We start from the raw sequence: 18,344 nt of genomic DNA on the forward strand, positions 1-18,344 counted from the left end.
CTGCATATTGTTGCTTTCCGAAGAAGCCGTGTATCAATGTTACAAGAACTCTTGACACACAGCTCGCTTTGTTTTGAATTCGTCGAACTCACGTTAAATAGTAACTCCGATGGTGACAAGTGCCATCATTCCCTTCAACCACCAGTAAGGAAACAGAAAAAGCACACAATGCAAGGCTGTAATCCAAAGCAAGGCAACAGATATAATCTTAGCCCGGAGCGGAATGGCCCTTTCCTCGCGGAAACTGCGAATATACGGTCCCAGATACTTATGTTCCAGCAACCAGTTGTATATGCGTGGGGAACCTTTGAAAAGCAATGCCGCCGCAAGCAGCAAAAAAGGCGTCGTAGGCAGCACAGGCAAAAAAATGCCTATCACTCCCAACGCCAAGAAAAGGGAACCTGTTGCGATATAGATATATTTCATTGTACAAATATACAACGAAACCCGGATATTCCTCGAAAAGTAGAGTAAATACCGCCATATTTTCATATTGCCGCTTTTTATCCTATCTTTGCAGACAGTAAAAACAGATTAATATGGAAATAACCAGTGCCGAATTCGTAGTCAGTAATTCAAGGGCAGACATGTGCCCCAAGACCAACTTGCCGGAATATGCCTTCATAGGCCGGTCGAACGTAGGAAAATCCAGCCTCATCAACATGCTGACCAAACAGCCTAAGCTGGCCATGACTTCTTCTACTCCGGGAAAAACGCTTCTCATCAATCATTTCCTTGTCAACAAGGAATGGTATCTGGTAGACCTTCCGGGGTACGGCTATGCGCAGCGAGGCAAGAAAATGATGGAGAAAATTCAGAAACTCATCGAATATTATGTTCTCGAACGCGAACAGATGACCTGTCTGTTTGTGCTGGTAGACAGCCGTCTGGAGCCTCAGAAAATAGACCTCGAATTTATGGAATGGCTGGGAGAAAACGGCGTACCTTTTGCCATCATCTTTACGAAAGCCGACAAACAGAGTAGCGGAAAGACTAAATTCAATGTCGACCGATATATGGAAGTACTGAAAGAACAATGGGAAGAACTTCCTCCGTATTTCGTGTCTTCATCGGAAAAGAAAACCGGAAGGAAGGAAATACTGGATTACATCGAGTCTATAAATAACTCTCTGCAAGCACAAATCAAGTAAGGCTCTGATTCTTTACCAGCAAATCTGGAGATGTTGTTTTAAAAATGTCCTGACGTTTTTTTATTTTTTGTACAAAAACAAAAATCTTTTGTACAAATTTTCGGAGAAACAAGCTGAGGAATTTTTTCTTTTCTCGCGACAGGACTGATGAAACTTCATGACACTCCATACATGACAAAGCCAACTAATTCGCACTTCCTCTAAAAGATGCAAATTAGTTGGCTTTTAATCTTTTCGACAGAATTCTATCTTCAAAAGAGAGAAACGTCAGCCTTCTATCTCACTCAGTTCCAGCCAGCGCATACTCTTCTCGTCCAGTTCATCATTCAAAGCCGGAAGACGTTTCGATTTTTCCGTCAACTCTTCCACACTCAGCGAACCGCTGCACAGGGCTTCCTCCAGCGCTTTCTTTTCCGCCTCCAACTGGGCAATGTCTTTCTCCAACTGTTCGAATTCCTTTCTTTCCTTGAAAGTCATCCGGCGCTTGTCGTTCAGGCGTACACGCTGCGTCTTTTCCTCTTTCGGCTTGGCAGCCTCTTTCTCATGTTCCGCCTTGGCAAGTTTCCATTCGCGATAGTCGGAATAATTGCCGGGGAAGTCGCGTATATCGCCCTGACCTTTGAATACCAGCAAATGGTCGACAACCTTATCCATGAAATAGCGGTCGTGGCTGACAACAATCACGCAGCCTTTAAAGTTTTGCAAGTATTCTTCCAGCACCTGAAGCGTCACGATATCCAAATCATTGGTAGGCTCGTCCAGCACAAGGAAGTTGGGATTCTTCATCAGTACCGTACACAGATACAACCGGCGGCGTTCTCCTCCACTCAACTTATACACATAGCTGTGCTGTGTTTCGGGTGTAAACAAGAAATGCTGCAAGAACTGCGAAGCGGTCAGTCGCTTGCCGTTGCCCAACTCTATCACTTCAGCAATGTCCGTTATCACGTCTATCACCTTCATCTGCTCGTCGAACTTCAATCCGTCCTGCGAATAATATCCAAAACGTACCGTTTCGCCGATATCGAGCGTACCGCTGTCCGGCTTCTCCAAACCCATCAGAATCTTGATAAATGTAGACTTTCCGGTTCCGTTGTTTCCCACAATACCCATTTTTTCATAACGGGCAAAAATGTACGAAAAGTCATCCAGAATCTTTATATCGCCGAAGCTCTTGCACAAATGGTCGGCCTCAAAAATTTTTGAGCCGATATACGATGCCTTCACGTCGAGCTTTACGTTCGTATCATACGTATGCTGCTTGGCAACCTTTTCCAATTCGTAAAAAGCCTCCTCACGATAGCGTGCCTTGTGACCGCGCGCCTGAGGCATACGGCGCATCCACTCCAGCTCCGTGCGGTACAGATTATTGGCTCGTGCTATTTCTGCATTGGTAGCATCGATACGTTCCTGACGCTTCTCCAGGTAATAACTGTAATTCCCTTTATACGAATAAATCTGCTTGTTATCTATTTCGATGATTTCCGAGCAGACACGATCGAGGAAATAACGGTCGTGTGTTACCATGAGCAAGCTCAGGTTGGCACGGTTCAGATATTCTTCCAACCATTCGGTCATATCGAGATCCAAGTGGTTGGTCGGCTCGTCCAGAATCAGCAGGTCAGGTTCAGTAATTAAGACATTCGCCAGTGCCACACGCTTGAGCTGTCCTCCAGAAAGATGCTTGATTTTCTGATCGAAATGACGGATTTTCAATTGTGAAAGAATTTGCTTGGCACGGCGCTCATAATCCCACGCCTTTTCGTGTTCCATGCGTGCCAGCAAGTCCTCCAGCCCCGGATTTCCGGGAGTTTCCATACATTTCTCATATTCCTTTATCAGCTCGACGGTACTGTTTCCGTGATGGAAACAAGCCTCCAGCACCGTCAGTTCTTCCGGGTAAGAAGGACTCTGTTCCAAATAACCTACCCGCAGGTCACGGCGGAAGGTAATGGTACCTTCATCGTACCCTTCCTTTCCAGCAAGTATATTCAGCAACGTTGTTTTTCCGCTTCCGTTCTTGGCTATCAGCCCGACGCGCTGTCCCTGCGCTATGCCGAACGATATTTCATGGAACAGCAGCAGGTCGCCAAAAGATTTTGTCAGATTCTCGACTTGTAAATATGGAATCATTCTCTTTTATCTTCTAAATTAATTTTACATCGTAACGGTCAGAGTACCGCCTCTACTTCCGAACGGATACGCGCATACTCGGCCTTCAAGTCGCAAGGCTGGCCGTTTTTCACCTTATCCCATATCAATCGGGCCGGATTGACCATAACATCTGTCTGAGCGAAGCGCAAGGCAGGATACTCCTTCTCGCCGTCTACGACTGTCACCCAGTCCATGCCATCCATTTCATTTACAAGAATCGCTCCGAAGGCAAAGCCAAAACTTTCCCATGCCGACCGCTGGTTCTTGTTGAAACGTCCGCTATCCATCACTTTCTGTATGCTGTCTATATCGGCTTCACTCGAAGTAAAATCTTTGGTGAGCTGCTTCTTGATGGTAGAAACAGCCCAGTCGTATGCTTCATTGATAGCATTTATCTCGAGCACACGCACCGGAATAATTTCTTTCCATGGCTTTTCACCTGCGCCACGCACATTCAGCGACGCTATAATCTGCTCGGCCACCTTTACACTTTCGCCTTTGCTCACGGTAAACGAACATTCTACAGAAATATTCCCCTTACCCGTCACCCAGATATGGGAAGTATACCATACTCCGTTTTCCTGAAAGCTCTCGGTCAGATAGGCACAGTTCCACTTGCCGACCTTGACCAGTTTCACTCCACGACTCTGCTGCATTTCGTACTCGATACACTCCTGTGCATAATTCCGGCTCTCGCCCTGATAGGCTGAAATACGGAAGTTTCCCGTCCATTTGTCGGGATTGTAAAACAAGAAACTGTCTTCTGTGTCCTCAAACTCGCGCCAGTCTGACGGATATTCCAGTAAGAACCACGAACCGGGGGATATATATTTCATCATAACCATGTTATTTTTAAGAAATCAATACTAAGACACGTACACACATTTTCTCTGCGGCATATTATTTGACCGGAAGAATCTCTATCCAGTAGTCGTCCGGATCATTAATGAAATAGAGTCCCATAGCTTCATTTTCGAAACATACGCAACCCATTTCCTTGTGGAACTTGCGTACTTCATCGTAGTCACCTTCTACACGCAAGCAGAGATGGCTTTCATTTTCGCCCAGTTCGTATGCCTCCGTATGGTCGCGCAGCCATGTCAGCTCCAGCAGAAAATCAGAATGGTCGTCGGCCATATATACCAGAATGAATGAACCGTCGCCAGCTTCTTTACGGTGCGACTCATGCAATCCCAGTGCTGTTTCATAAAACTTGATACTCTTTTCCAGATTAGTCACATTGATATTAAAATGATCGAATCGTCCTTTTACTTGCATAATACTTTTCATTTATTGAGTTCTAAACTTATTTTTTGTCCTCTCGACCGTATTTCAGGCATCGAGGCGCCATTCTTCTGCGCTATGGGCAGGAAAGCAGCAGTCTTATCGTATGCTTCGTCGAAGTGCATCGGTACAAAGATAGAAGTTTTTATCTGTTCTACAAATTGGCGAGGGCCACGCATATACTCCCTCCCCAGGCGCGGATCGACAGGAAACATTACCACATCCATGCTGCGAGTATAGCGGGCAATGTCATTCAATTCGCGAAGAAAATGATTTTCGTAACCTCTCCATTCGGCCTCATCGCTTTCATCCATCCAGTGCCAGTTATTCAAGTCGCCTGCATGAAATATCTTTTTCCCTGCCACTTCGATAAGAAAAGACACACCGATATCGGTCGATCCGAAAGCATGTATCTGCAAAAGTTCATCGGCGTAATGTTCTCCTTTCTCCAGCCATATCGCATCTTCCGGCCCCACCAGCTTCTGCTGTAAAATATCCCGCGAGAAAATGAATGAAATGTCGGCATGTTTTGCCCGAAACGTGAGCACGTTTTTATTGAAATGATCGGCATGAGAATGGCTGGAAAGCACATACAGTTTGCCGGGACGTTTCAGTAACTCATCGTGCACAACACCACTTGTTGCCGAAACCGAATCCTCAAAGTAATCCATAATCACGGTAAACCCTTCACCCAGCAAAGCAAATCCGCTGTGATATAAATAGATAAGTTCCATTTTATTCTACCTGTTTATTTTCCGATAGGCTGTATATAAGCACGGGTGGCCTTGTCAATCTCAAGAAACATATAGTTCAGCTTACCAGAATGAATCATTTTTTCATTCTCCTTATAAATACGGGTTGCATATTCCTTCGACTTGTCGAACATCAGCCGCGAAACACTTTCCTGCGATTTTCCCGCCACTGTAGAATCCAGCTTTTCTTCGGGGAAGAAATCGTCCAGATTTACGTCACCTATCATCGAGGTTTCCAGAAAATGCATATTCCGGTGCATGCGGTCGGTATAATATCCTACAAACATATGTCCGGGGATACGTACCAGAATCGGATCGATATTGATAGCCTTAAGCAATGAAGCGAACAACACACTGCCGTCCACACAGTTTATCTGTGCCGACTGCAAGGCATCATCGAATGTACGGACCCGCTGAGTAAATACTACATTCGACGACAAGCTGCTGTTGCTGATGGAACTGTACTTAAAGTTTCTTTTCTGCAAAACATACCACAAAGCATATACCTGCTTGTCGACAATGTCTTCACTCTTACCCTGATATCCCCAGAAACGATTGACGATGCGTGTATTCAAGGCTTCACGCAACAGTTGGTCTATCTTCGGATTGTCCTCATTCACATAAGCGGCAAAAAATTCTCCCGTATCATGAAATTTCATACGGCTGTCGATATATCCCAGCAGACATTCGTTGATGCTACGCACAGAAAAAGTATGTACACTACCGCTCAGCTTGCGTTTATTCAACTCCACATGCATGGAAACACTGACCGGAACAGCCTGCTCGTTCTCACGAAGGGCATTGTAATTCCACACGATATCAGGAAAAACGGTATATTCTTTTCCCGCTTCGGGCAAAATAAATTCAGACACGGAGCGTGAAAAGAAAGGGGTTTCATCTACCTCTACCCTCAATTTACTATTGTTATACGTGCTCTTTATACGTACGGCAATGCACGATTTTGAATTACCGATATAACCGGTATCTGCAGGAACAATCAAATTGGCATCCGTAGTAGCCGTCGACAAGATGGTGACAGGGAAAATATTACCGCCCAGTTCGTCCGTAATTTCGAAACTGGAACGGAATGGTTCATACCGATAGATATAAATACCCGCAACCAGCACTACGACAACTCCCAGCACACATGTGGACAATTTCCACTTATTACCGATACGAGAAAAGAATTTCAGCCCTTTCATATTACTCTATTTAAAAGAATGTCACTCAGGAGCAGCCCCAGCCACATCCTGAATGACAATATACTTAATGCAACTGTCAGATTATCTGACTGCAATACATTCAATTTCTACCAATGCGCCTTTTGGCAATGCTTTTACAGCAACAGCAGAGCGAGCAGGAAAATCACCTTCAAAGTAGGTTTCATATACGCCGTTCATTTCGGCAAACAATGACATATCTGCAAGGAATACAGTGGTTTTCACAATATTGGCAGTAGTCAAGCCAGCTTCAGCCAGAATATTTTTAATGTTTTCGAATGATTGTGCAGTCTGTTCTGCTACTCCACCAGGAGCAAATTCTCCGGTAGCCGGATCAACAGGCAGCTGTCCCGACAAGAATACCATACCATTTGCTTCGATAGCCTGGCTATACGGACCGATAGCAGCAGGAGCCTTTTCTGTAAAAATTACTTTCTTCATGTTGTTTGTTTAGCTTTTTAGTATAAAAAAATCTATAAGTTAAAATTCAACGCTAAAATAACACTTTTCTCGCAAACAGAGGAAAAAAAGAAAAAAAAAGGCAAGTTTATTGGATAATATCAGAAAAAGGCTTACTTTTGTCAGTGTAAAAACTTCTTTTTACTTACATCAAATAAAAAAACAATCATTATAACTGTAATTACTGACAAGCGTAAATAATACGGGTACTTTCTTATCATATGCCTGTGCGTGATTCTATGCGCATATGCTTTCATGTATTTACTAAATTCATTACACTATACTTATGTATAACATCATTCAACTAAATGACAAAGATTTGACTGAATTGCAGCAGATTGCCAAAGAGTTGGGACTGAAAAAGACCAGTACGCTACGTAAAGAAGAACTGGTATACCGCATTCTGGACGAACAAGCAATCGTCGGTGCTACCAAGAAAGCGACAGCTGCCAAGTCAAATGAAGACCGTAAAGAAGGGCAGCCTCGCAAACGCTCACGTATCAGCGTGAAAAAAGAAGGCGACAAAGTGTACACAGCAACAAAGGACAAAGCACAAAAACTGGAAGCTAATACTCCTCCCCTGCCAGCACCTGCCCCGCTCTTTAAAGATGAAAATGTACAACCTTCAGAAAAACAGACGGAAAGCGTTGCCGCTCCTGCCAATGACGAAAAGCCCAAGACTAAACGAGGACGTAAGCCCGGAAGCAAGAACAAAGCTACATTGGAAAAGGAACAAAAATTAAATCAGACAAATACTGAAGAACCTATTCAGGAAAAGACAATTCCAACACCGGTAGACAATGATGACATGGAGCTTCCGGAACTGAACCTTACAGGTGGTGACGACTTTATTCCTATCGAAGATCTTCCTTCTGAAAAAATTGAACTTCCGACAGAGTTGCTGGGAAAATTTGAAGCTACAAAAATGGAAGCTGCTCCACAGACAGCGCCTGCCGAGAAACCTGAAAAGGAAAATAAACCCAATAACAACAAATTTCAGCAGCGCCAGCAACGCTACAACAATAATAACCGCAACAACAATCAGAACGGACGCCAGCAACAACAGCAATCTCAGAACAACAATCATACCGTTCCTCAAAATACAACTGCCAACCTTCCGGCTCCTCAGCCTGCCGTTGCAGAACCGGTACAGCCTAAACCGGTAGAAAAACCGTATGAGTTCGATGACATCTTGGCTGGTACGGGGGTTCTGGAAATAATGCCTGACGGCTATGGATTCCTCCGTTCTTCCGACTATAACTATCTTTCTTCGCCAGATGATATTTATGTATCTCAGTCACAAATCAAACTGTTCGGACTGAAAACAGGTGACGTAGTTGAAGGTACAATTCGCCCGCCTAAGGAAGGTGAGAAATATTTCCCGCTGGTAAAAGTATCAAAAATTAACGGACTGGACCCCGGACTGGTACGTGACCGTGTACCGTTCGATCATTTGACTCCGTTATTCCCGGACGAAAAATTCAAGCTCTGTAAAGGATATGACGACAACTTGTCGGCACGTGTTGTCGATCTTTTTGCTCCAATCGGTAAAGGACAGCGTGCTCTGATCGTCGCACAGCCAAAAACAGGTAAAACTATCTTGATGAAAGATATCGCTAATGCCATCGCTGCCAATCATCCGGAAGTGTATATGATTATGCTGCTTATCGACGAACGCCCGGAAGAGGTAACCGACATGGCGCGCAGCGTAAATGCCGAAGTCATTGCTTCTACTTTCGACGAACCGGCAGAACGTCATGTTAAAATAGCAGGCATCGTACTGGAAAAAGCAAAACGCATGGTGGAATGTGGTCACGATGTTGTTATCTTCCTCGATTCTATCACTCGTCTGGCCCGTGCTTACAATACAGTATCACCGGCATCGGGTAAAGTACTTTCGGGTGGTGTCGACGCAAACGCACTGCATAAGCCGAAACGTTTCTTCGGTGCCGCACGTAACATTGAAGGTGGAGGTTCACTGACCATTATTGCTACCGCCCTGATTGATACGGGCTCTAAAATGGATGAGGTTATCTTCGAAGAATTCAAGGGTACCGGTAACATGGAACTCCAACTGGACCGCAACCTGAGCAACAAGCGAATCTTCCCGGCTGTCAACATTACGGCATCAAGTACCCGTCGCGACGATCTGTTACTCGACAAGACAACATTGGACCGTATGTGGATTTTACGCAAGTATCTTGCCGACATGAATCCGATAGAGGCTATGGACTTTGTAAAAGACCGACTGGAAAAGACCAAAGACAACGAAGAGTTTCTGATGAGTATGAACTCATAAGAATAAATTTTATACAGACTGCATGCCCTGTAAGCTTCTGCCTCTATGCAGAATGCTTGCAGGGCTTTTTTATTCATAAGGTTGTATCAGTACACCGGATTCTTATTTTTACCTTTTTTAAAAATTACAATTAGAAACTTTCACCGTACAAACTCTTATCATGTGGAGTTTATTTTCTATATTTAGACCAACAAAACTCATCACATTATGAAAAGGGTAATTTTATTGATAGCCTTATTTGCTGTCACATGGGAGCTTAAAGCACAAAATAGTGATCCGACACGATGGGAAGCAACTGTGGGATTGAACGTTTCCAACCTTGGCGGATTAGGTTCTCGCACCGGATTCCATATAGGAGCCAGAGCTGAATTTCCGATATTTGCCTTGGATACCAAAGGATACATCAACGCGGGAGCTATTTTGTCATTAAAGGGATGTTCGCAAGACCGGCTGGAACTGGGAACCATAAAAACGAATCCTTATTATCTGGATATACCAATCCATTTCGGCTATAAGCATAACATCACAAGAAATGTATCTGTCTTCGGCGAAGTAGGACCATACTTCGGAATCGGATTATTCGGCAAGCACAAACTGAAAGACGTTACGATTACGGATGTAGAAGGGAGTCACGTAAAAGAAGACTATGAAGAAAATGTTTTCGCAGACAATGGTCTGAAACGGTTTGACTTCGGACTCGGATTCCGGATTGGCGCGGAACTACAAAAAAGATACTCTGTTTCTCTGGGATATGACTGGGGATTGCTTAATGAATATAAAAAAGGTGAGACAACTGCCGGAGAATATAGCAACAAGTACTGGGATGCGACACCTGACTTGAAAAACAGGAATCTGACTATTTCTTTAAGTTATAAGTTCTGATTTTTACGAGGAACGAACTAACTGAAATATAAAAGAGAGCTACATGGCTCCCTGTAAACGACGGATTATCGCCAACAAACAGCCCCTTAAAAGTTTATCTGTACAACTTTTAAGGGGCTGAATTTTTATCAGTCATCAATGTCGATTACACGATATTTATTGTCGAAGGTTATTTCCCAATGGTTAGTAAGTTTCACTTCATATTCTTTACCTTTACGTTCTATCTGAAGTATCTTTTCTTCGGGATAGTGTGTCTTAACATATGTTTTAACGGGCGCAGGAACGATGGCGGCAGGTATTTCCGATTTCAGACATTTGACTTCAGTCCAATTGCCAGAATGATCAAACTCCAGTTTTTCTCCGTTTGTAAAAATAACATCGTAGGTCTTATTGAATAATCCTGATTCCATTTTTGCCAAGGCTACCTTATGATTTTTAAAATAGGTTGTAATAAAGGTCTGAGCCTTTGTCGGCAATTGCCCCACCTGAATCGGCTTGTCATTATCTGCCCACAACATTGTCTGTACTGAGAAAAAACATACCAGTAAAAAAACGAACTTCTTCATATCTGCATTGTTTTAATTGTTATTACTTGATTATTGTATTGCAAAGGTGCAGAACGAATCTGAAAAGAAAATGAAATAAGGACAGAAATTCTCAAAATTCAGATTCATCTCCAATCAGAATAATACGAAACTGCCAGATTATTGAAATACCCCTACTCCGATCGGCTTAATGTAAATACATGCCTGTTGTCTATATAAGCATAAGCAATCTGTAAATGATTCGATTTACAAATAGAATCAACCAAAGCCAAACCAAGCCCTGTCGAGCCTTCTTTCTTCTGTCCCTGATAGAAGCGCTCGAATATATGCTCACGGTCCAGAGCTTCCTCGCCGGCATTGCTGATTTCGAACGAACTGGAAGTTATCTTTATATGAATGAATCCGTTATCTACATTATGGACAAAAGCGTTTTTCAACAAATTGGTTACCAGTACAGACACTAAGGCATCATTTATGTCTACGCAGAATTCCGAATCACTTTCTACCGTCACCGTAATATTACGATAAGCATACACTTCCTTGTAGTCCTCCAGATAACGGTTGAGAATTTCATTCAGACAAACAGAATGAGTATCTGCAAACTGACCGTTTTCTATTTTACACAGCAACAGCAAAGAACGGTTCATACGCGTCAGATTCTCTAAGGTCTGATGTGTCTTTATCAGCTCATTTAACTGATGTTCTGTCAGGTTTTCATCTTCCATAAGCATTTCCAGGCGGTTACGACAAATGGCGAGCGGTGTCTGCATTTCATGTGAAGCATTTCCAATAAATACTTTCTGCTGTTCAAACAGTTTCTCACTACGCTCGGCATAAGCCATTGCTGCCGTATTCAGTCGACGAAACTCGGTAACCCGTGTTTCATTTTCCAACGGCGCATTCTTTTTCCCTAACTGATAATTGTCCAACCACCTGAGTAATGTATACAGTGGCTTCATATTTTTATGAAATACCCACACATTTATCAGCAGAATAATCAGTAGTAATAAAACATACAAAAATACAATCCACCAGAAAATAGCTCTTAACAAATCAAGTTTCTCAATGGTCGGTGTATAAACTACCAGCTCCATATAACGTTCATCATCTGTCTGGAAAATGGTTATCAGAACGCGTGCCGGCTCCGTTTCATCTTTTTCAGTAATAAATACCATCTCATCGCGGTAAGTTATTTGAGGATGAGATGCCGCATAAGATTTGCTGACTTCGTATAGATAATATTGGTTGTTGGAACCATTGCTGGCTGCCGGCATTTCTTCTCCCGACAAAGCACGAATAATAAGCCCCTCGGAATAATCTTCCAAGGAATCGTCGACCTCATCATTTACCTCATCGACAATCTTTATGTAAAAGAATCCGGCCCACAAGGATAAAACGATAATCAAAGCCAGCGAGATACGCCATAATACTAAATGGAATAATTTCATTCGACTACAAATTTATATCCGAAGCCGTAAACAGATTTCAGTTCGGGAGTTGCTCCTGCATCTTTCAAACGTTTGCGCAAATTTTTTATTTGCGCATAAATAAAATCAAAATTGTCAACTTGATCAATATGGTCGCCCCAGACGGATTCTGCCAGTGTATTTTTATTTACCAAACGTCCCGGACGTGACATAAAATAAATCAGTATATCATATTCCTTCCGGTTCAACTCTATTTCTTTGCCTTGTACCAGCACACGAAACTGATCGGGAAAAACTTCTATATTCCCGACTTGCAATTTGCGTTCACCATCGCGCAGGTTACGACGGAACAGACTTTTTATGCGTGCATGAAGTTCGGCCAAATGAAAAGGCTTGGGCAGGTAATCATCCGCCCCCAAATCGAGTCCATTCACTTTATCTTCCAAAGAATCTTTTGCTGATAAAATAATCACATTCGTACGCTTTCCCAGTGCATGAAGCTCCTCCAGCAAATCAAGTCCATTACCGTCTGGAAGCATGATATCCAACAAGATACAATCGTAGTCATAATCTTCAATCTTTTGCAGGGCTGTACGATAATCCGGTGCTTGAGATACCACATAACGTTCTTTTTCCAAGGAGTTTGTCGTAATCTCCCTTAAATCTTTATCATCTTCTACTATTAATATTTTCATAGTTCTATTTTTTATGGCAAAAATAAGATTTTCATGGAGATATGCAAATACATTCCTTTATTCTCATAACCTATAACTGAACAAATTTCGGGAGAAACACTGACAAACAAAAAAAGACACATTCCTATTCTTCTTTCCAAAGAATATGGAATGTGTCTGGTTCATATATCTGCCAATAATTTTCTTATTGCACTTTTACCTCTTTGCCAGCATCATACAAATGCTTGGCATCATCAGGAATGGGTTCGTTCATATTATCGAAAGTAAGTATATGTTCGCCATAATAGGCTTCATTGACTTTCAGCTTAATGCCTTTTGCCTTATCAAGTGGAAGTGTATTTAAATTATAACAGACGACTCCAGGATTTAAATTAAGACCGCCCAACGTATCGCCATAGGTATTATAACGATATTCCAAATGTATATAGCCGTCATCGGCAATATCAGGCTGATCTGCTCTTTTTACCAAGCTGACACGATGTTTATATTGCAAAGGACGTTTCTGGGTAAAAATTATATTCAGATAACCACCTCCAATCCATAAATTTTCCAGATATGCCGGATGATCGGCATACTCATCTTCATTTTCGGGAGGCAGGTCTTCTACCGCCTTCGTCAGGAAAGGATAGATTTGTTCAGCTTTGATGCCGACATCATAGCCATAATAATTATCAAACAAAGGATTGAAGACTAAAAAGGCACGCTGTCCTTCTACCAGAGAATAATTCCATACCCCATTGGCAGCTGGAAACATTGTCCCCCATGTATCGCCTGTAAAACTATATACACCCTCTCCTTCTACACGAACTGTTACCCAATCTGAAGCAATGTCGCCAATAGAATAGCCATCATCATCGCTACAAGACTGCCACATACCCGCTAATACGAATATAGCAGCGACCCAGTATTTTCTCAAAATATTCATAGAATTATCATTTTTCTATTTATTAAAGTAAAAAAATACCGAATACTGCATGTATTAATAAAAATTAAGAGGCTATGAAAATCATAGCCTCTTAATCTATCTATTTAAAATTTATTATTCATTGAACCAGCGAACATAGCAGAAGTCCTGACGATAAGGTAATTCTGGATTCTTCGGGAACATACGGTAAGCAACTTTAAAGCTTCCGGCATTAGACAGACTGTGAGTAACCTGGAAAGTATACAAATCACCTTCACGTTTAACCATTTCCATAGGAGCTACACAGTAAACATATTCCTTGCCTTCTACATTGGTATAAGTTACAACCATTTCGATACCTATAGCATCGTCAAGTCCCTTTTCATCGACAACACAAGTAATGGTATAATCCTTACCGCTTTCTACATTGCCTTGACGCAGCTCTTCGCACTTATCCATTGAAACGACCTGAATAGAATCCCATTTCTCGGCAACTTCTTCTTTCCATTTTGCCAATTCTTTGACTTTAGCAAAATCATTTTCAGCCAATGCGTGGAAACGTTTAGCTTCCTTACTGTAGAACTTATGATAGTAATCGTCCAACTGACGTTTCATTGTATAGTGAGGAGCAATCTGAGCAATAGAATTCTTGATAGTCTTAACCCATCCTTCAGAATATCCTTTCTTGTTGCGCGCATAATACAACGGTAAAATTTCTGTTTCAAGTATGCTATAGATAGTTGCAGCATCCAACTTATCCTGATACTCCTGATTCTGGTAAGTACGTTTATCAGTCAGGGCCCAACCAGCACCTTCACGATAACCTTCCAACCACCATCCATCAAGAACAGAGAAGTTTACAACACCGTTCATCAAGGCTTTTTCACCTGATGTACCAGATGCTTCCAACGGACGTGTCGGAGTATTCATCCAGATATCAACACCAGAAACAAGGCGACGTGCCAGTTTCATGTCATAATTCTCAAGGAAAATAATCTTACCCAGGAATTCAGGACGCTGAGAAATTTCAACAATCTTCTTAATCAGACCTTGTCCTGCACCGTCATGTGGGTGTGCTTTACCAGCAAACAAGAACTGTACCGGATAGTCAGGGTTATTTACAATCTTAGACAGACGGTCCAAATCAGTAAACAACAAGTGTGCACGTTTATAAGTAGCAAAACGACGGGCAAAACCAATCAGCAAAGCATTCGGATTAATTTTATCCATCAATGATACAACACGAGAAGGATCTCCCTGATTCTTCAACCATGTATCACGGAACTGATCACGGATATAATTAATCAACTTATTCTTTAATGCCAAACGAGTCTTCCAAATTTCTTCATCGGGCACATTGTAAATCTTTTCCCAAATTTTTGGATTGGACTGATCTTTCAAGAATTCCTTGTCAAAATATTTAGCATACAACTGTTTCCATTCAGAAGCACACCAAGTCGGGAAGTGTACACCGTTAGTTACATAACCTACATGATTTTCTTCTGGGAAATAACCCTTCCATATACCAGAAAACATTTCCTGAGAAACTTTTCCGTGCAGCCAACTTACACCGTTAACTTCCTGGCAAGTATTACAAGCAAAAGTAGACATACAGAAACGTTCATTGTGATCACCCGGATTGATACGACCTAAATCCATCAAATCATCCCAAGAAATACCCATACGCTGCGGATAACCTCCCATGTATTTTCCGAACAAACCTTCGTCGAAATAATCATGACCAGCAGGAACCGGAGTATGAACAGTGTACAATGAAGATGCACGAACTACTTCCAAAGCTTCATCGAACGACATTCCGCTTTCTACATAATCGCACAAACGCTGAACGTTACATAATGCAGCATGACCTTCGTTGCAGTGATATACATCTTTCTTTATGCCTAACTTCTTCAGCAGCAAGACACCACCGATACCTAACAATATTTCCTGTTTCAGACGGTTTTCCCAGTCGCCACCATAAAGCTGATAAGTGATAGGACGGTCGAACTCACTGTTCATTTCATTATCTGTATCAAGCAAATACAAAGGTACACGACCTACATTTACTCTCCATACATATGCATGAACATAATAATTCAAATAAGGAACATCAAGTACCATCGGCTGACCATTCTCTTCAGTTACACGTTCCAATGGAAGACTTCCAAAGTTCTGTGCTTCATAATTGGCAATCTGCTGTCCGTCCATAGACAAACTCTGAGTGAAATAGCCGTAACGATACAAAAATCCGATACCGCACATATCAACGTTGCTGTCTGAAGCTTCTTTCAGATAATCACCCGCCAGAATACCCAAACCACCAGAATAGATCTTCAAGACATGAGTCAGACCGTATTCCATACAGAAATAGGCAACGGAAGGACGAGAAGTATCAGGCTTCTCATTCATATATGCTTCGAATTTATTATAAATGCTATTTATTTTATTCAGAACTTCATGGTTTGTAGACAACGCTTCAAGTTTTTCGTAACTTAAACGTTCCAGCAAAGCGACCGGGTTCTGACCTACGACCTGCCATAATTCAGGGTCCAGTTCTTTAAACATCTCGGTTGCTTCATCATTCCATGCCCACCAAATATTACGAGCCATTTTTCCCAACATCTTCAATGATTCGGGAATACGAGATTTTACATTTACCTCTCTCCATACCGGAGCGTTAGCATAATTCGTTTTGACTTTCATATTGCTTAAAATTAGTATAAGAATTCAAGTTATTTCAAAGAAAGGCGCTTTGCGGCATTACGTAACGCAATGTCGTAGGCCTCATAGTAGTACTGTATAAAGTGTTTCCACAGTGCCTTTTCAGCAATATTTGCCGCATTCTTACGTATTTTATTAATCTCTGTATCAGTCAATGTCGAAAATTCAGTAATCGTATCTTTTATCATATCTGCTACTTCCGAATAATTGTAATCTGTACGATGGATTACTTTTACTCCGTCTTCCAACATAGAGTAACTTCCTTTCAAGGAATTAACCCATAATCCGAATCCGGCCAAATCGGTAGTAATAGTAGGAACTTTGAAAGCAATACTCTCCAACGGAGTATATCCCCATGGTTCATAATATGAAGGATAAACACTTAAATCCATTCCAATCAGCAGATCATAATACAACTCATTCAATATGCCATCTTTACCATCCAGATAACAAGGGACAAAAACAACTTTTACCTTTGTATCCACAGCATTAGACATATTCAGATATTTCAACATATCCAATACCTGGTCATGACTCATGTTATGCAACCAATGGGTAATAAACGGACACTCCAAAGGAGTATCATAGTCTTTGCCACTATCCAGACGCTCACGCAAATCTTCACGAGCCTCACCTACCCATCCTGGTACATAGATAAACGCCAGAATATCTTTCTTCAAGTTCTTGTCACGTGTAAGTCTGTTCAATGCTTCCAGATAGACATTGATTCCTTTATTCTTAAATTCATAGCGTCCACTGGTTCCAATAATCATTGTTTCATCGGTAAGATGAATGCCCATTAGTTTGTTTGCCATGTTCAACAGAGTGGCACGGGCATGCTTACGTTTTTTAGCAAAAGCCATACCCTTAGGAACAAAATCATCCTCAAAGCCATTCATGAGAACAACATCTGCCGACTTATCCAACAATTCACTACATTCATGATTCGTAATCTCACTTACCGTAGTAAAACAATCTACATGATGTGCAGTCTGCTTTTCAATAGAGTGTTTTGACTCCATATTAAGTTCCCGCGCCATCTGGTCGCCATTATAAGCAAATAAATAATCGTAAAGAGGTTTATTGTTTCCGGCAATTGAACGTCCGATAGAAGTAGCGTGAGTAGTGAAGATTGTTGCAATTTCAGGAACGTGTTTCTGTATGTATAAGGCTCCCAGTCCGGTCATCCATTCATGTGCCTGATAAATAACTTTATCAGAGGCTTTCAGGTTATACCTATAATAGCTTTCTACTACCTTTCCTGCTGCATATGAGAACATGGATGCTTCATCATAATCACCATAAGCGTGAAGGGAATCTACTTGGAAGTCGATCCATGCTTGGGTATAAATATCATTCTTTTGAGCATAGTACGAAGTGAAATCTACTAAAATAGCAATTGGATGTCCCGGGATGTTCCATCGTCCTATACGTATTTTCAGTCCATCTTCTTCTGTAGCATGTTTACGCCATGCCAGCAACATCTTTTCATCTTCGGTAAATAGAGGATTCTCTTTCCCTAGCCAAACATCCGGACCAATAAAGAAAATCCTGTCAGGAAATACGTTCTGCAGGGTTTTCGCCCTTGTTGATAGTACAGTATAGATACCCCCTACCTTATTGCACACCTCCCAACTCGATTCAAAAATGTAATCAGGTGTTAATAGCTGTTTCATCATCATCTTTAATATTTTCTAAATCAGGCACGAAGTTACAAAAAACATTTAATAAGGCGAAGAAATAAAAGTTTTTTATTACGTGAGTTCGGGATAAGAAAGTATCTTTAAAAGTTGGTAATCACCGAATTATTTTGTATATTTAAGTCTGACAAACAATTAATTACAAATTAAC

16 protein-coding genes are annotated in these 18,344 nt (G+C 41.7%); 3 read left to right on the plus strand and 13 right to left on the minus strand.

What is annotated here, in order from left to right; genetic code table 11:
* Positions 1-93 precede the first annotated feature (93 nt).
* The gene (locus ACZM60_RS12080; RefSeq protein ID WP_489521624.1) at positions 94-426 is read right to left on the minus strand and encodes a YbaN family protein; all 333 of its coding nucleotides are present in this window, start codon (positions 424-426) and stop codon (positions 94-96) included.
* Positions 427-539: 113 nt separating this feature from the next.
* Here ACZM60_RS12080 and yihA point away from each other — a divergent pair, with 113 nt between their 5' ends.
* Positions 540-1,151, plus strand: a complete 612-nt coding sequence (gene yihA, locus ACZM60_RS12085; RefSeq protein ID WP_021971469.1) for a ribosome biogenesis GTP-binding protein YihA/YsxC — start codon at positions 540-542, stop codon at positions 1,149-1,151.
* Positions 1,152-1,418: 267 nt separating this feature from the next.
* Here the strand turns inward: yihA and ACZM60_RS12090 are convergent, their stop codons facing one another.
* The 6 genes from ACZM60_RS12090 to ACZM60_RS12115 form a co-directional block, all read right to left on the minus strand.
* Positions 1,419-3,284: an ABC-F family ATP-binding cassette domain-containing protein gene (locus ACZM60_RS12090; protein WP_489521625.1), complete on the minus strand. Its 1,866-nt coding sequence runs from the start codon at positions 3,282-3,284 to the stop codon at positions 1,419-1,421.
* Positions 3,285-3,322: 38 nt separating this feature from the next.
* Positions 3,323-4,141, minus strand: a complete 819-nt coding sequence (locus ACZM60_RS12095; RefSeq protein WP_489521630.1) for a DUF3805 domain-containing protein — start codon at positions 4,139-4,141, stop codon at positions 3,323-3,325.
* A 64-nt stretch (positions 4,142-4,205) separates the two neighbouring features.
* Positions 4,206-4,583, minus strand: coding sequence for a VOC family protein (locus tag ACZM60_RS12100; RefSeq protein WP_021971466.1), 378 nt, complete (start codon positions 4,581-4,583; stop codon positions 4,206-4,208).
* Positions 4,584-4,591: 8 nt separating this feature from the next.
* Positions 4,592-5,323 carry an MBL fold metallo-hydrolase gene (locus tag ACZM60_RS12105; RefSeq protein ID WP_489521626.1) on the minus strand — a complete coding sequence of 244 codons (732 nt, stop codon included), beginning with the start codon at positions 5,321-5,323 and terminating at the stop codon, positions 4,592-4,594.
* Positions 5,324-5,337: 14 nt separating this feature from the next.
* Positions 5,338-6,543 carry a hypothetical protein gene (locus ACZM60_RS12110; protein ID WP_021971464.1) on the minus strand — a complete coding sequence of 402 codons (1,206 nt, stop codon included), beginning with the start codon at positions 6,541-6,543 and terminating at the stop codon, positions 5,338-5,340.
* 81 nt (positions 6,544-6,624) lie between these two features.
* The gene (locus ACZM60_RS12115) at positions 6,625-7,002 is read right to left on the minus strand and encodes a RidA family protein (protein WP_340319604.1); all 378 of its coding nucleotides are present in this window, start codon (positions 7,000-7,002) and stop codon (positions 6,625-6,627) included.
* Positions 7,003-7,306: 304 nt separating this feature from the next.
* Here ACZM60_RS12115 and rho point away from each other — a divergent pair, with 304 nt between their 5' ends.
* Together rho and ACZM60_RS12125 are read left to right on the plus strand one after the other, a co-directional pair.
* Positions 7,307-9,319: a transcription termination factor Rho gene (gene rho, locus ACZM60_RS12120; protein ID WP_489521627.1), complete on the plus strand. Its 2,013-nt coding sequence runs from the start codon at positions 7,307-7,309 to the stop codon at positions 9,317-9,319.
* A 207-nt stretch (positions 9,320-9,526) separates the two neighbouring features.
* Positions 9,527-10,201: a porin family protein gene (locus ACZM60_RS12125; protein WP_021971461.1), complete on the plus strand. Its 675-nt coding sequence runs from the start codon at positions 9,527-9,529 to the stop codon at positions 10,199-10,201.
* Positions 10,202-10,329: 128 nt separating this feature from the next.
* Here ACZM60_RS12125 and ACZM60_RS12130 read toward each other — a convergent pair whose 3' ends face one another.
* From ACZM60_RS12130 to ACZM60_RS12155, 6 genes are all read right to left on the minus strand, one after another.
* Entirely contained in the window at positions 10,330-10,767 is a 438-nt protein-coding gene (locus ACZM60_RS12130; RefSeq protein WP_021971460.1) for a PepSY-like domain-containing protein, read from the minus strand.
* 152 nt (positions 10,768-10,919) lie between these two features.
* On the minus strand, positions 10,920-12,194 hold the full coding sequence (locus ACZM60_RS12135) for a sensor histidine kinase (RefSeq protein ID WP_489521628.1): 1,275 nt from the start codon (positions 12,192-12,194) through the stop codon (positions 10,920-10,922).
* Positions 12,191-12,868: a response regulator transcription factor gene (locus tag ACZM60_RS12140; RefSeq protein ID WP_021971458.1), complete on the minus strand. Its 678-nt coding sequence runs from the start codon at positions 12,866-12,868 to the stop codon at positions 12,191-12,193. The genes ACZM60_RS12135 and ACZM60_RS12140 overlap by 4 nt, the downstream gene beginning before the upstream one ends.
* A gap of 184 nt (positions 12,869-13,052) precedes the next feature.
* On the minus strand, positions 13,053-13,793 hold the full coding sequence (locus ACZM60_RS12145) for a NigD1/NigD2 family lipoprotein (protein ID WP_489521629.1): 741 nt from the start codon (positions 13,791-13,793) through the stop codon (positions 13,053-13,055).
* 114 nt (positions 13,794-13,907) lie between these two features.
* Positions 13,908-16,475 carry an alpha-glucan family phosphorylase gene (gene glgP / locus ACZM60_RS12150; RefSeq protein ID WP_418585991.1) on the minus strand — a complete coding sequence of 856 codons (2,568 nt, stop codon included), beginning with the start codon at positions 16,473-16,475 and terminating at the stop codon, positions 13,908-13,910.
* A gap of 29 nt (positions 16,476-16,504) precedes the next feature.
* Complete coding sequence (locus tag ACZM60_RS12155; RefSeq protein WP_489521631.1) at positions 16,505-18,172, minus strand: glycosyltransferase; 1,668 nt, start codon at positions 18,170-18,172, stop codon at positions 16,505-16,507.
* Positions 18,173-18,344: the final 172 nt, after the last annotated feature.

It is taken from the genome of Phocaeicola sp. (assembly GCF_057861905.1).

What these genes read in the sequence shown, in the direction of transcription:
- ACZM60_RS12145 (WP_489521629.1), bottom strand. Translation starts at nt 13,793, where the DNA reads ATGAATATTTTGAGAAAATACTGGGTCGCTGCTATATTCGTATTAGCG.
- ACZM60_RS12105 (WP_489521626.1), bottom strand. Translation starts at nt 5,323, where the DNA reads ATGGAACTTATCTATTTATATCACAGCGGATTTGCTTTGCTGGGTGAA.
- ACZM60_RS12100 (WP_021971466.1), bottom strand. Translation starts at nt 4,583, where the DNA reads ATGCAAGTAAAAGGACGATTCGATCATTTTAATATCAATGTGACTAAT.
- yihA (WP_021971469.1), top strand. Translation starts at nt 540, where the DNA reads ATGGAAATAACCAGTGCCGAATTCGTAGTCAGTAATTCAAGGGCAGAC.
- ACZM60_RS12110 (WP_021971464.1), bottom strand. Translation starts at nt 6,543, where the DNA reads ATGAAAGGGCTGAAATTCTTTTCTCGTATCGGTAATAAGTGGAAATTG.
- ACZM60_RS12155 (WP_489521631.1), bottom strand. Translation starts at nt 18,172, where the DNA reads ATGATGAAACAGCTATTAACACCTGATTACATTTTTGAATCGAGTTGG.
- ACZM60_RS12135 (WP_489521628.1), bottom strand. Translation starts at nt 12,194, where the DNA reads ATGAAATTATTCCATTTAGTATTATGGCGTATCTCGCTGGCTTTGATT.
- rho (WP_489521627.1), top strand. Translation starts at nt 7,307, where the DNA reads ATGTATAACATCATTCAACTAAATGACAAAGATTTGACTGAATTGCAG.
- ACZM60_RS12130 (WP_021971460.1), bottom strand. Translation starts at nt 10,767, where the DNA reads ATGAAGAAGTTCGTTTTTTTACTGGTATGTTTTTTCTCAGTACAGACA.
- glgP (WP_418585991.1), bottom strand. Translation starts at nt 16,475, where the DNA reads ATGAAAGTCAAAACGAATTATGCTAACGCTCCGGTATGGAGAGAGGTA.
- ACZM60_RS12095 (WP_489521630.1), bottom strand. Translation starts at nt 4,141, where the DNA reads ATGAAATATATATCCCCCGGTTCGTGGTTCTTACTGGAATATCCGTCA.
- ACZM60_RS12115 (WP_340319604.1), bottom strand. Translation starts at nt 7,002, where the DNA reads ATGAAGAAAGTAATTTTTACAGAAAAGGCTCCTGCTGCTATCGGTCCG.
- ACZM60_RS12080 (WP_489521624.1), bottom strand. Translation starts at nt 426, where the DNA reads ATGAAATATATCTATATCGCAACAGGTTCCCTTTTCTTGGCGTTGGGA.
- ACZM60_RS12090 (WP_489521625.1), bottom strand. Translation starts at nt 3,284, where the DNA reads ATGATTCCATATTTACAAGTCGAGAATCTGACAAAATCTTTTGGCGAC.
- ACZM60_RS12140 (WP_021971458.1), bottom strand. Translation starts at nt 12,868, where the DNA reads ATGAAAATATTAATAGTAGAAGATGATAAAGATTTAAGGGAGATTACG.
- ACZM60_RS12125 (WP_021971461.1), top strand. Translation starts at nt 9,527, where the DNA reads ATGAAAAGGGTAATTTTATTGATAGCCTTATTTGCTGTCACATGGGAG.